The sequence below is a fragment of the Peribacillus frigoritolerans genome (assembly GCF_001636405.1).
Lineage (GTDB): Bacteria > Bacillota > Bacilli > Bacillales > DSM-1321 > Peribacillus > Peribacillus frigoritolerans.
Genome location: NZ_KV440950.1, coordinates 1,991,632 through 2,005,283, shown reverse-complemented (window position 1 = coordinate 2,005,283; position 13,652 = coordinate 1,991,632). Strand labels below are relative to the sequence as shown.

Annotated in this window: 14 protein-coding genes; 4 read left to right on the top strand and 10 right to left on the bottom strand. The window is 33.9% G+C overall.

What is annotated here, in order from left to right; all coding sequences use genetic code 11:
• Window positions 1-15: 15 nt before the first annotated feature.
• From A6755_RS09775 to A6755_RS09735, 9 genes are all read right to left on the bottom strand, one after another.
• Window positions 16-1,137: a glycosyltransferase family 4 protein gene (locus A6755_RS09775; RefSeq protein ID WP_084737599.1), complete on the bottom strand. Its 1,122-nt coding sequence runs from the start codon at window positions 1,135-1,137 to the stop codon at window positions 16-18.
• A gap of 1 nt (window position 1,138) precedes the next feature.
• Window positions 1,139-2,329 (bottom strand): LegC family aminotransferase, encoded by a 1,191-nt coding sequence (locus A6755_RS09770; protein ID WP_063590549.1) that lies wholly within the window; start codon window positions 2,327-2,329, stop codon window positions 1,139-1,141.
• The gene (locus A6755_RS09765) at window positions 2,326-2,985 is read right to left on the bottom strand and encodes an acetyltransferase (protein WP_063590548.1); all 660 of its coding nucleotides are present in this window, start codon (window positions 2,983-2,985) and stop codon (window positions 2,326-2,328) included. The genes A6755_RS09770 and A6755_RS09765 overlap by 4 nt, the downstream gene beginning before the upstream one ends.
• A complete protein-coding gene (locus A6755_RS09760; RefSeq protein WP_244889656.1) occupies window positions 2,986-3,609 on the bottom strand; it encodes a sugar transferase in 624 nt (207 codons plus the stop codon).
• 175 nt (window positions 3,610-3,784) lie between these two features.
• A complete protein-coding gene (gene galU / locus A6755_RS09755; RefSeq protein ID WP_063590546.1) occupies window positions 3,785-4,678 on the bottom strand; it encodes a UTP--glucose-1-phosphate uridylyltransferase GalU in 894 nt (297 codons plus the stop codon).
• A 22-nt stretch (window positions 4,679-4,700) separates the two neighbouring features.
• Window positions 4,701-6,521 (bottom strand): polysaccharide biosynthesis protein, encoded by a 1,821-nt coding sequence (locus A6755_RS09750; RefSeq protein WP_063590545.1) that lies wholly within the window; start codon window positions 6,519-6,521, stop codon window positions 4,701-4,703.
• A gap of 298 nt (window positions 6,522-6,819) precedes the next feature.
• Window positions 6,820-7,593 (bottom strand): tyrosine-protein phosphatase, encoded by a 774-nt coding sequence (locus tag A6755_RS09745; protein WP_343929281.1) that lies wholly within the window; start codon window positions 7,591-7,593, stop codon window positions 6,820-6,822.
• A 133-nt stretch (window positions 7,594-7,726) separates the two neighbouring features.
• Window positions 7,727-8,404 (bottom strand): CpsD/CapB family tyrosine-protein kinase, encoded by a 678-nt coding sequence (locus A6755_RS09740; protein WP_244889655.1) that lies wholly within the window; start codon window positions 8,402-8,404, stop codon window positions 7,727-7,729.
• A 38-nt stretch (window positions 8,405-8,442) separates the two neighbouring features.
• Window positions 8,443-9,123, bottom strand: a complete 681-nt coding sequence (locus tag A6755_RS09735) for a YveK family protein (RefSeq protein WP_063590542.1) — start codon at window positions 9,121-9,123, stop codon at window positions 8,443-8,445.
• Between the two features lie 476 nt (window positions 9,124-9,599).
• On the opposite strand from A6755_RS09735, the gene A6755_RS09730 reads away from it, so the two are divergent.
• Entirely contained in the window at window positions 9,600-9,899 is a 300-nt protein-coding gene (locus tag A6755_RS09730) for a helix-turn-helix domain-containing protein (RefSeq protein WP_063590541.1), read from the top strand.
• Between the two features lie 117 nt (window positions 9,900-10,016).
• Here A6755_RS09730 and A6755_RS09725 read toward each other — a convergent pair whose 3' ends face one another.
• The gene (locus A6755_RS09725) at window positions 10,017-10,850 is read right to left on the bottom strand and encodes an SGNH/GDSL hydrolase family protein (protein WP_063590540.1); all 834 of its coding nucleotides are present in this window, start codon (window positions 10,848-10,850) and stop codon (window positions 10,017-10,019) included.
• A 661-nt stretch (window positions 10,851-11,511) separates the two neighbouring features.
• On the opposite strand from A6755_RS09725, the gene A6755_RS09720 reads away from it, so the two are divergent.
• From A6755_RS09720 to A6755_RS09715, 3 genes are all read left to right on the top strand, one after another.
• The gene (locus tag A6755_RS09720; RefSeq protein ID WP_034308728.1) at window positions 11,512-11,703 is read left to right on the top strand and encodes a hypothetical protein; all 192 of its coding nucleotides are present in this window, start codon (window positions 11,512-11,514) and stop codon (window positions 11,701-11,703) included.
• A complete protein-coding gene (locus A6755_RS27020; protein ID WP_174878706.1) occupies window positions 11,693-11,860 on the top strand; it encodes a hypothetical protein in 168 nt (55 codons plus the stop codon). The genes A6755_RS09720 and A6755_RS27020 overlap by 11 nt, the downstream gene beginning before the upstream one ends.
• 581 nt (window positions 11,861-12,441) lie before the next feature.
• Window positions 12,442-13,644, top strand: coding sequence for a glycoside hydrolase family protein (locus A6755_RS09715; protein ID WP_063590539.1), 1,203 nt, complete (start codon window positions 12,442-12,444; stop codon window positions 13,642-13,644).
• The last annotated feature ends 8 nt before the right edge of the window (window positions 13,645-13,652 follow it).

The window sequence follows — 13,652 nt, the reverse complement described above, 5'->3', positions numbered from 1 at the left end:
AATCCCTCTTTAATATTAAAAATAATTTTTATATGTTTTTGTAATTTCTTTAACAGAGTTTTGTAAAGAAAATTTATTTACTGATTCCCTTGCACTATTAGACATTTTTCTAAGCAGCAATCTATTCTCATATAATTGACTAATGTAATTTATCATTTCGTTTAAATTGCCTAATTCAAACAAATAACCATTTTCTCCATGGACAACTATTTCTTTATGACCCCTATTTCTTGAAGCAATAACAGGCAATCCACTAGCCATACTCTCAACCAAATTAATACCAAAACCCTCCCTTTTACTAGTTGGGATAGCTACATCGCATATTGGTAAGATCTTTTCTATATCCATTCTTTTTCCAGTTAAAATTATTTCTTTTTCAAGCCCATATTCTTTTATCGTCTTTTTATATTCGACTTCTTTAGGTCCACTTCCGATTAGAATTGCTTTAACTGTTTTACCTTGATCTTTTAGTTGTCTTACAGCTTCTATAATCATGAGCTGATTTTTATTACTGTTTAATTCTGCAACATAAACTAAAATAAAATCTTCTTCTAAAAAACCGAAATCTTTTCTAGATAAACAAAAATTTCTATCAACGTTGGAAAATCTTTCAATGTCCACGCCCATTCCTGGAACCTTATAAACTTGAGAACTATGCCCCATTTTAAGCTTTAATGCATGTTCATAATCTTCTGTATTTATTGTGATAATAGAATCAGTCCATTTGGCTACAATTTTTTCAATAGTGTAATAAACAATCCAGTTTTTCAACGGTGCACCTTTATAAAAGTGAAATCCATGAGCAGTATACATAATTTTTATATTATTAATATTTCTACATGCAAGTCTGGTCAAAAAAGATGCTATTGGAGTGTGAGTATGAACTAAATCATATTCTTCTGATATAACTAACTTTTTAAGTTTTTTATAAGCAATATAATTATTCTTGTTTAGAGCTGAACGTTGAAATTTTATGTTGTGAATATCACACCCTAAATCTATTAATTCTTTTTTAACTTCTCCAATAACATTACAAGCAATATCAACTTCATTGCCTTTTTCAATAAGTAGTTTTATGTGTGGAACTAGAAATGCATTAATAGTATTGGATACCGTGGTAACAAATAGTATCTTCAATTCAATTTCCCCTCATCATTTCCACTGTAAATTTTTTTAATTCTTTGATTACTATTTTAATATCTTCACTAATCAGATTGCTGCTACATGGAATATTAAGAAGGTTTTGCTCATAATAATATGCCTTATCAATTTTATAACCTTGGTTGTTTAAGTATGGTTTTTGTTTGTGAATTAATCCCCACAAAGGTCTAGTTTGTATATTACATTCATTTAAAGTTTTTAATAACCTATCTCGATCCACCCCATATTTTTCTTTATCTATAATTATTGAATAAAACCAATAATTAGCTCTTGTATCTGCTCTAAAAGGCAATATGGTAAGACCTTCTATGTTTTCAATAGCTTCTTTATATAGGTTATAATTTTTCTCTTTTGTTTCTATAAAGTGTTCTAGTCTATCAATCTGGTCAGTACCGAAAGCTGCTTGAATGTTGGTCATACGGTAGTTATAACCAACGTTATCATGCACGAAATATAAGGGATCTGTCTTAGCTTGAGAAGAAAGAAAAGCTATCTCTTCTAGTAACTCTAGTTGGTTAGATACCACCATGCCTCCCCCACCGGTTGTAATAATTTTATTGGCATTAAAGGAATAAACTCCTATATCACCAATAGTTCCACAATGTCTATTTACGTATTCCCCTTCCAAATAAAAAGACCCCAAAGCCTCAGTTGCATCCTCTAAAACTTTCAAGTTATATTTCAATTTAATTTTCATCAATCTTTCCATATTCGCGGGATTTCCAAAAACATGGACAACAATGATAGCTTTTATTACTTTTTTAGACTTTTTATTAATAACTTGTCCGCCTACAAATTCACATTCATATTCTAAAAACTCTTCTAGCTTATCCATGTCCATATTAAGACTATCATCACAGTCCATAAAAACAGGCTCTGCACCCATATATTTTATAGGATTCACTGCTGCTATAAATGTTAAAGTTGGGACGATAACTTCATCATCATGTTCTACACCAAGCACTTTTAAAGCAAGATGTAAACCTGCAGTCCCACTTTGACAAGCTATTGCTCTTTCCATTCCCACATATTTAGCCATTTTATTTTCAAATTCCTGAATAAATCTTCCTCCAGTCGACACCCAACCCGTTTCAATTGTTTCTTTAACGTTCTCTAGGATCTCTAAAGATAGGTTTGGAACTGAAAGAGGTATTGTTTTATTAATCATAACGCCCTCCTGAATCCATGTTCTTTAATTTTTTTTGCAGGAACACCGACATATAAACTGTTTTTTTCAACATCCTCAATTACTACTGAACCTGCTCCAATATAAGAATTCTCATTAATTGTTTTATTTTGAATAATGCAGCTTCCCGTACCTACAGTTGAATAAGATTTTATTTTTACATTACCTGAAATATTGCATCCTGGCATTAAAGTAGAATAATCGTCCAAAACAATATCATGGCCTAAAGTACAACTAATGTTTATATTACAATGATTACCTATTTCACATTCTGGATTAATAATGACTCCTCCGCATATCACGTTTCCTTCACCCATAGTTGTATATTTGCTAATAATCGCTTTAGGGTGAATAAGATTAATCCATCTTACTTTTAATAAATTTTTACTAAGTTTCTCTCTTACCTTACCATCAGCAATTGCAATAACAGCGTATATAACATTATTTTCAGAGATACACTTTAAATAATTTGTATCTCCAATGATTTTATATCCAAGTACTTCTTTCCCCAATTTACTTTTATCATCATCAATTATTCCTACTAATTCATATTCTTTTTTATGAGTATTTATTTCTTCCACAATCTCCAGAACTTGTTTACTAAAGCCGCCACTTCCAATGATGTATAGAGGTTTCACTTATTGATTCCCCTCCCCAGAGAACTTGTTATTTTGATTTTGTATTTCCTTATCAAAATTTATTCCTTCCCTTACAAAAACCTTTTTTATAGTTAATATAAGGACTTTAATATCTAAAAGTATATTAAAATTGTCAATATACCTTATATCATAATCAAATTTCTCTTCCCATGATAAACCATTTCTACCATTAACTTGAGCTAACCCAGTAATCCCTGGTCTAACCTCATGTCTTCTTGCTTGCCTTTTATTGTATAGAGGAAGATATTCAACTAGTAAAGGTCTTGGCCCTACTAAACTCATATCACCCTTTAATACGTTGATGAGCTCTGGCAATTCATCTAAGCTTGTACTTCTTAAAACTTTTCCGAATTTAGTATGTCTTAGTTCATTAGGTAAAAGATTTCCGTTTTTGTCTGTTGAATTTAACATAGTCCTAAATTTAATCATTTTAAAAACTTTCCCGTCTTTCCCAGGTCTAGCTTGAACAAAAAATATGGGACTACCGAGCTTTTTCACTATCATTATTGAGATGATTAAAATGATTGGGCTTAACCCTATTATCCCAATAAAAGAAAGTGAAATATCCAATGTTCTTTTTATGATTAGTTGAAATTGTCTCAAATAAGGCACCTACTTTATGCTTTGATTTTTAGATAAAAACTCTTCTTTTGTGTAAGGGAATAAACAAGTGACATTATCCTTCATTTACTTAAAATAATATCTTCTATTTTTCAAAATAGTTCGCACATACTATAAAAAATCATTTAAGTAGGGCGGTACAACATAATTTCTAAATTTATTTTTGTATTAAACTCGACCTTTTTTCATTGATTTTTAACTCCATAAATTCCAATAATTCATTTCTAAGTTCCTTATCCTGAAGTGCAAACTCAATCGTAGTTTTCACAAACCCAAACTTTTCCCCAACGTCATATCGTTTTCCTTCAAAATCATAAGCAAAAACTTGCTGTAATTGGTTTAACTGTTGAATCGCATCCGTTAACTGAATTTCCCCTCCTGCACCAGCTTCTTGTTGATCAAGCATACTGAAGATTTCTGGAGTAAGGATATACCTTCCCATTATTGCCAAATTGGAAGGAGCTGTTCCTAATGCTGGTTTTTCTACAAAGTTTGCAACTTGATATAGCCGTCCATCTTGAAAAGCAGGGTCTATTATCCCATAGCGATTGGTTTCTTCCTTAGGTACAGTCTGAACTCCGATAATTGAATTATTTGATTCCTCAAACTGATTCATCAACTGCTTTAAGCAAGGAGTTTCACTCTGTACAATATCATCACCTAAAAGTACGGCAAATGGCTCGTCCCCAATGAATTTACGTGCACACCATACAGCGTGACCTAATCCTTTTGGTTCCTTCTGTCTAATGTAATGGATATTAGCAAGGTTAGTGGAGTATTGTACCTTATTGAGCAACTCTACTTTTCCTTTTTCCATTAGATTCTGTTCAAGTTCAGGAGCGTAATCAAAATGATCTTCAATCGCCCGTTTACCTTTTCCAGTAACAATTATTATATCTTCTATTCCTGATGCAACAGCTTCCTCCACTATGTACTGAATCGTTGGTTTATCAACGATTGGCAGCATCTCCTTTGGCATCGCTTTAGTAGCAGGCAAAAAACGAGTACCTAATCCTGCTGCAGGAATGATTGCTTTTGTGATTTTCTTCACTTATTAGTCCTCCTACTTTTGGCTATTTCACTGCCGCGAAAGCTTTGTTCTTTCTTCGATTTGCTAAATTTATTACAAATTCTTTAAGTTCTGTTATGGAAAAATTATCATAAGAGTTTAAAAGATACTGTATTTCCTCTTCCTGCTCCAGAACCGCTTTCCCTATAAATATTTTAGGAAACACAGCTTCACTATGAACCTCTTTTTCTCCTAATAGCTCCTCATACATTTTCTCACCTGGCCGAATTCCTGAGAATTCGATTCCAATTTCGTCTATGGAATAACCTGATAACTGGATAAGGTTTGTTGCTAATTCAACAATCTTAACAGGTTCACCCATATCAAGAACGAATATTTCTCCGCCTCGAGCCAAAGAACTTGCCTGAATGACTAATCTGGATGCTTCAGGTATAGTCATAAAATACCTTGTCATATCTGGATGTGTGACCGTTACTGGTCCACCTGCCTGGATTTGCTTTTTAAATAAAGGAATGACACTTCCCCTGCTGCCTAAAACATTTCCGAAACGAACCGCAACAAATTTTGTTGAACTATTTTTTGCTAACTGCTGGATGATCATTTCAGCTATTCGCTTGGTTGAACCCATGACGTTTGTTGGGTTAACGGCTTTATCAGAAGAAATCATGACAAACGCACCAACACCAAAAGTTTCTGCCGCTTCTGCAACATTCTTTGTACCAAAAACGTTATTCTTGATTGCTTCACGAGGGTTGTATTCCATTAGTGGAACATGTTTGTGTGCAGCCGCATGGTAAACAACATCAGGTCGGTAGGTTTCCATCACTTCAAAAATCCTATCTCGATCTTGAATATCTGCAATGACAGGTATGATTTCGATTTGATTGGCATATAGCTTTTTCAGTTCCATGTCAATCTGATAAATGCTATTTTCACCATGTCCTAGTATTATAAGAGTTCCAGGAGAGAACCTGCATATCTGACGGCAAATCTCCGAACCAATAGATCCTCCAGCTCCAGTTACTAATATGGTCTTACCAGTTACATATTCAGAAATACTATTAATATCTAATTCAACAGGCTCTCTTCCTAAAAGATCTTCCACTTCTACTTCTTTAAACTGATTAACGGCTACTTTCCCTAACATAATATCTTCAAGCATCGGCATGATTTGTGTTTTTGCATTAGTTTTTACACATTCCTCAAAGATGACCTTCAATTCTTTCTTACTTAATGAAGGAATTGCAATGACAATATTATCTATATGATATTTTTCCACCATTTCGGGGATATATTTTGAGTTACCGACAACAGGTATTCCTAATATATCTAGCTTATCTTTTTTCGGATCATCATCAATGAATGCTACTGGTTTAAGTTCAGTATCATGATTATTTAGAAGCTGACGTACAACCATGGTTCCAGCAGATCCCGCTCCGATTACCAATGTGTTTCTGGTTTCCTTTTGATTATTTATCAAACGGTCACGAAGCATTCTCCACGAAAACCGGGAACCGCCAATTAGGATGACATGCATCATCCACGTCAATGCCATGGCCCTTACATAAACATCTTGAAAAACGATTAACTGAATGGCGATAACTGTGATAACCGATAGGCTTACGGCTTTAACGATGGACAATAACTCTCCAATACTCGCATATTCCCAGGCCTTTTTATACAGTTTATAAATAGAAGCAAAAAAATGATGGCTGATTAATAGAGATACTGATGTGACTAAGAGCGTTGGTAATTTAAATATTTCCAAATAGGGATACAAGAATAAATAACTTACATATATGGCCGATAATACTATTAATGAGTCTAATAGGGCCAGAAGTGTTAATCGTTTTCGGTAGGCCAACCACATTTCCCCCTTAAATAATGTTTGATTTACTCTCTATTAAAAACAGTTTTAATGAATTGTATTCCATTTCACATGATTTTCATTTTTTAAATAAAATAAATATGCTGTGTAAGTTCCTTTTTGCTTTTTTTATGTCCTTATAACCTAAAGGCTATTTGTCGTTTGAACAGACACTAACCAAAATGAAGGTAATTTATCAATCTATAATGTTCATACTAATAACTATATAACGTAGAACTTTACATGAAGACAAAATTTTTTTATTGTTTGTAAACGCCCCTAATTATCAATCTTTTTAAAAAATCCCTAAAATTTTCTTTTTGAATGGTACTGGTTTTTCAACAGCAGGACTTTGGTCCTTTAATAACTGTTCTGCGTTTTCTTTAAAATAAAATGTACGCTGCATTCCGTATGTTTTTGTGATTGTTTCATAGGCTTGTTGTAACGTGAACCCTCTAGAGCCTATATTATGTGCATCTGTTGCAATAAAGTGAGCCAGATTATGTTCAATTATTTTTTTTGAAAATGATCTAACATTTTTTCCAAATTGACCGATAATACTACCAGAGGTAAGTTGAGTTAAGGCACCCTCTTGAACCAACTCAAATAAAAGTTTATGATTCTCGATCAATTCCTTATTTCTTTCCGGGTGAACGATAATAGGTTTTATTCCTTTTAGCTGCAGCTCGTAAATCACTTCTTGGGTGTATGTAGGGACGCTTCCCGACGGAAGCTCTAGTAGCAAATACCTTCCGTTATCGTCTAGCGTTAGGATTTCTTCCTTTTCAAGTGTAGTAAATATGTCCCGGTGTATTCTTACTTCTTGACCTAGATGAATAATAAGAGGAATATTGTTTTGTCGTAAACTCTCATTTAATCTCACTGCACGGTTAATGATATCGTTCTTAACATTTACATATTTCTCATTTAAGTGATGAGGCGTGGCAAAAATATCGGTGATTCCTGTTTCTACAGCTTTTCTTGCCATATTCAAGCTTTCCTTCATGTCCACAGATCCATCATCAACCCCTGGGAGAATGTGACAATGTATGTCAATCAAATTTCTCACACTTCCTTTTATAAAAATGGGATAATCGGCTTAATCACTAAGAAACCAGATAGGAATTAATACCCTGACTAATAGTAGCATATAAAACTGCCATCAAACAGGGTGTTATTTTGTCGAAAAATGTTTTAATTCATTAAGATTGATAATAATAATAATTGCTGTTATCCGTTTCAACACCATTCAAAACTACTCCAAGCAAGGCTGTATTAGCTTTCACTAAAAGCTCCTTTGCTTTCACTGCACTTTGTTTGTTTGTCTTGCCGCTCGCCACTACCATTATCACGCCATCACATTTATTGGAAACAATCTGGGAATCCGGCACTACCAGAACTGGTGGTGTATCAAAAATGATATAATCATACATTCCTTTTAGTTCATCAATCGCAGTTTCTATCGCTTTGGAATTTAATAACTCTGAAGGATTAGGTGGTATAGGCCCACTTGTTAAAATGTCTAAGTTTGAAACATTTGAATTCAAGATAGTTTTTCTTAAGTCTATTTTCTTTGTCAATACGCTAGTAAGTCCATGTATATTACTAAGGTTAAATGCATAATGAACCGATGGTTTCCTTAAGTCCGCATCCACGAGTAATACTTTTTTCTCTTCTTGAGCAAGCACAATCGCTAGGTTGGCAGCTGTCGTCGATTTCCCATCATTAGGCTCCGATGAAGTAACCACAATCGTTTTGATTTCTTTATCTACTGAAGAGAATTGTATGTTTGTCCTAATTAATCGATATTGTTCAGTAATAGGCGATTTAGGATTAGTCTGCGCAATTAAATTCACTTGTTTATCATCTTTACTTCTCAAAAATCCCACTTCCTTTCTTATTGTCACTGAATGGTTCTTTATTTATGTTGCGATATTTTTTGAATAGATCCAAGTAATGGCAAGTCAAGGAGTCTCTCTATATCATCCTCGTCCTTAATCGTATTGTCCAAATACTCTAGTAGGAATGCCAAGCCTATTCCAGCCATCAATCCCACCACAACTGCAATAGCGATATTCAATAGTGGATTAGGTTTTACAGGTGTAGGGTTCTCCTTAATTTCTGCCTTAGCAAGTACGCTAACATTATCGACGTTCATGATATCCTTGATTTCCTTTTGAAAAATTGAAGAAACCGTGTTGGCAATCTCAACTGCCTTGGCAGGATTACTATCTTGAACCGTTAATGAGAAGACTTGCGAATTTTCTTGACTGTTAATAGTGATTTTTTGACTAAGTTGATCTACGCTTTGGTCTAGTTCAAGCTCATCAATGACCTTCTCCAAAATGGCAGGGCTTTTTATGATCACACTGTATGTATTGATCATATCAATATTCGATTTGATTTGAATCGAGTCCAATTGGTTTTCCGATTGTTTCTGATTAACCAGGATCTGTGTTGAAGATTGGTAAACTGGTGTTAATAAAAAATAAGAAATTGATCCACTAATCAAAGCGGCAATTAATGTTAGCAGCATGATTAGCTTCCAACGTTTCTTTAATGTTTTAAAAATATCTTTAATACTAATAGTTTCTTCCATTTCATCCTCCTGATATGTTAAAAATGACCTATTGCATTATACCATAATATTACCTATTATTATGTATTTTCAAGGAAATTTACATGAAACTTACAATGAAAGAATTCTTTTCAAATGCCTAAGTAATTTTACAAAAAAGAAAACGCTAATACAAAGGAAAAAAATTCTAAATTTCAAATATTGTATTAATGACCTGTAAATAACTCATATTCCAGAATATTTGCGCCTGAAATTTCATTAAACCTAAGTATACACCTACTACCATATTTTGTTAGGGTCGCGTGCGATTTAACAATATTTACCATAATGAAAACCTAACTAAATGCCTACCAACACAGGAAAATTCGTTTATATATATAATTGTGTCAAGTATTTTAGTGCCTAGTTATCATTAAAAATGAAAGGGAAATGTGTAAACTGAAAGTGATAGTTTAAATCAGTATGTAATTTTATATTAATGGTTAGGTGTGGTCACAATGATAGGTTACCGAGTTAAGTTGCTTAGGGAAGAAAGGAAAATGTCAATAAGTGAACTCTCCGCAAAATCCGGCGTTGCCAAATCCTATATAAGCTCACTTGAAAGAAACCTTCAAACAAACCCTACTATTTTAGTTTTGGAAAAGATCGCTAAAATCCTTTGTATTAAAGTGGATGCTCTGTTGAATGAACAAGTAGACAAGGTCATGGATGAAGAGTGGATGGAAATCATGCAGGATGTTATGGGTTCAGGTATATCGAAAGAGGAAATGCGCGAATTTATTCAAGGTAGAAAGTGATGTCTTTAAGGCTTGAGAAATTATGATACCGCTTTCTTTTCGTACAATGAATAAAATTAAAGGGGGAAGCGTGGATATAGCCACGTTTCCCCCTTTTATTATATATACTACTTTAACTTAAAATATTCCTGCAACACCTCGAACCATATGTAATGCCCTTCCTTGATCATTGGGATGGATATTATCATTCGTCAGTATATCAGCCAATCTCATATTCTTTTCACTTAGCTTCTTTTCTATCTTTTTTTTCTTATTCAGATAGTTCCATTTATTCGTATTGATGACATGTTCGGAAGCATGAATATAATCTAAATAATTCAAACCTAAACTATTCTCCGTTTTACCATTGGCGACTGGGCTTGGTGAAATGATAAGAATCTTTGCATTAGGTAGCTCTTTCTGTAACTTTGTCATGATGCTTTCCAAATCTTTTTTTGTCTGTTCCAAGCTTAATGATTGATAATGATTGTTGATCAACGAATTTTCAAAAATAATCAGATCGGGATCATCTTGTATGACCGCTTCAATTTTCTTTCCTTTTATCAAATCCTCTGTTGAATATCCCTCATGTCCATGATTAATGAAACTTAGTGTTTCTAAATCATCACGATCTGCTCGCAGACTCTTCTCTAAGCTTCTAGCCCAACTATTGGAAGTCTTACTTGCCCCGGTTCCTGAGGTACCGTTACTTCCCAATAGGGAAACAATAACCCTTTCTTGCGTTAGCGACTTATAATGCAGGTAATCTATTAACGGCTGCTGTTTATTATTTTCCGGATTTAAACTTTGGATTAATGCTTCCCTTTCTTCTTTTTCCTCTTCTTTCACTTTTGTTGCAGCTTCTCTAGCCTCTACCCCTGCTGCCTGACTTATGTTTTTCCAATGCAGATGGCCAAAAACCAGCACTGCTAAGCAAATTCCAGCGATCATGACTAAACCATATTTCCTCATCTTTACCTCCCATAATAATTGAATATTAGTAACTGACATGGAAGTCATATAAAATAAAGCAAACTCTTATTTGAGTACCGTTACAGAAACTCTACTCCACTTTTTTCGATTATTTTTCTCTCATTAATTATAACTATCAGATTTTCAGCATTAATGAATAATTTTCCAATTTATTCAGACAACACTCGACAATTAGTTTTTATGTCCTCCGACAGATTCAACTGATCTGCTTAATCTTTAGGATTAAATTGTAAAGTAATTGCTTCAAATGACTCATATCCAAAGAAAACGCTTTCATTTATAATTATCACAAGAAAACCAAGCCGAGAGGTGTGTTCTATATGATAGGTGAAAATGAAGGGAATTTCTTTAAAGGACTTTTGTTTGGTACATCTTTGAGCATACCGTTATGGATTTCTTTTATTGGTTGGCTAAAATTGATCATTAATAGTTTATTTTAGAGCCCTAGGGCTCTTTTTATTTTGCTTTGGTAGAGACGAACTCTGCGAGCATTAAACCTAATACTAAAAACGAATCCCCTTCAATTTTTTAACCCCATGTAAACTATGTTATGGTTTTATTTGTTTTAAGTAATGTTATTGTATTTCCTGTTTCCTTCTCTCTTTTTCGTTGTATGATAGAAAAAAAAGGAGTTTTGGGAATGATTATTCTGCAGTATATTGGAAAAGCTTTTTCATTCATGCATAAGGATATACCGGAAACTCATGTTAAATGCCATGTTTGTGCAGGTACAGGCGCTTACGATATTTATACAGATTGTCTTACCTGTAACGCTAAGGGATTAATAAGTAAAGTTGAGTATAATAGGAGGCTTGAAGAGGGTGAGATTTAAAGAATTTCATGAGGTCGATATATGTAAACCAGAAGCAATATTGGCTATTGCTTCTTTTTTTTGTCCAAAAAAAGTACCGTTTGCCCTCACCTTAAAAGGGTATATTCATTATCAGGGGGATACTGACAGCAATTACTCATGTTGGATTGGCTGTTAACTGATTTGGATACTGCGATTATGTGGTATGAGCAGATGTAATAGTTAGGAAGTGTTTAATACTAGGATAATGTTATAATAGACCAACAAAGGAAAGATGGTCGAAGAACTTTATCCAATTTGGAAATAAAACGATCTCGTATACACTCACGAGAAGCCAACGTCTCAAAACTTTATATATTTCTGTTGATTAGCATGGCGTGCCTGTCAAATCTCCTTCTAATATAGATGTAGAATAGATTTTTACATAAAACAGCGTTTGGATCGTAAAACACCTATTGGATTCCAATGATATTCAATTTACTATATCCTGATCGTTTTCTTCCATGGCAACTCAATACACACAAAAAGAATTCGTCTCTAATGAGGAACAATGAATTCACGTGTTTACATATAGAAAGAGATGAATTACTCCTAGCTTCATCGTCATAAGAAGATTTTCATAAGAATCGTAAGGCTGGTGTAGGCAAATTGCTCAATAAATTTTATTCCATTAGTGAAAGCAAATAAACCATACCTCTCCAAGACTGCATGATGCAAGGAATTATCGGTAGCATACCCAAAGAATGAAGGTTGAAAAAATTGAAGAAAATATCAGTCATCTTAGTTATTATTGTAGGCTCCGTAGTGCTGTTCAAATTGTGGAATCCTTTTGCACCTCCCACCCCAGATAGGTCTTCAGAAAAGACAATCGAGCAATCTACAATTCAGAAACCTTTTACGGAAGAGATATTGCACCTTTTGCAAAAAGACTATAAAACAATCCCAGTATCAATCCCACACGGAAGTGATGCGAGTAAACAGATTCAAAAAGCATTGAACACTGCAAGAGAATCGGATACACCTATTAAAGTAATATTGCCTAAAGGGAAGTACACACTGAAGAAATCATTACACATTTATAGTAATACATGGCTTAAGATTCCATCTAAAACAATTCTGCAAAAAGCTGACTCAAATAATGACATTATGTTGTTGAATGGAGATTTTAAAGCTACCTACCATGGTTATAATGGAAATTCCAACATTATTATAGATGGCGGGATTTGGGACGCTGGAGGAGCGAATATAAAACTCCAAACTCCTTCTGTGTTTGGTTTTGCCCATGGTCATAATATCCTTATCCGGGATACCGTGTTAAAGAACATAGTAGGTGGCCATGCAATAGATTTAGCAGGCAATAAAAATGTTCTCATACGAAATAGTAAGTTTTTAGGATCTCGTTCGAGTAATGATGATTACACAGAAGCCATTCAGATTGATGGGATGATATCTGATAAAGCATTTCGACGATTTGGGAGTGTAGACTTTACTGTAACTAAAAACGTTAGGATAGAACATAATTATTTTGGGAATTCGCACGTAAGAAATATGAATCCGTGGGGGGTTGGCGTAGGCAGTCATTCAGCGTCCCATAATAGACCATACACAAACATTCAAATTATAGACAATACCTTTGAAAAAATGACATATGCAGCTATACGAGGACATAATTGGAAAGACGTTCTTATAAAAGAAAATCAATTCATAGAATGTGCACTAGGAATTCAGATTGATAGTCTAGGTAACTATTACTATCCGAAAAATGGAAAGGATAAAAGCTCAAAAGGGGCATTAGTGATTGCTAAGTTTAAAATACACAATAATGAATTCGTAGATACATTAGGTTCCCCAATAGTTCTATATGGAAAAACTATAGAATTTAGAAAGAACGTAAATGCTTCTTCAAATTCATTTATAAATTCACCCCCAAAATCATTAGAAACAAATACTGCAGCTGATTAGCCGGTACC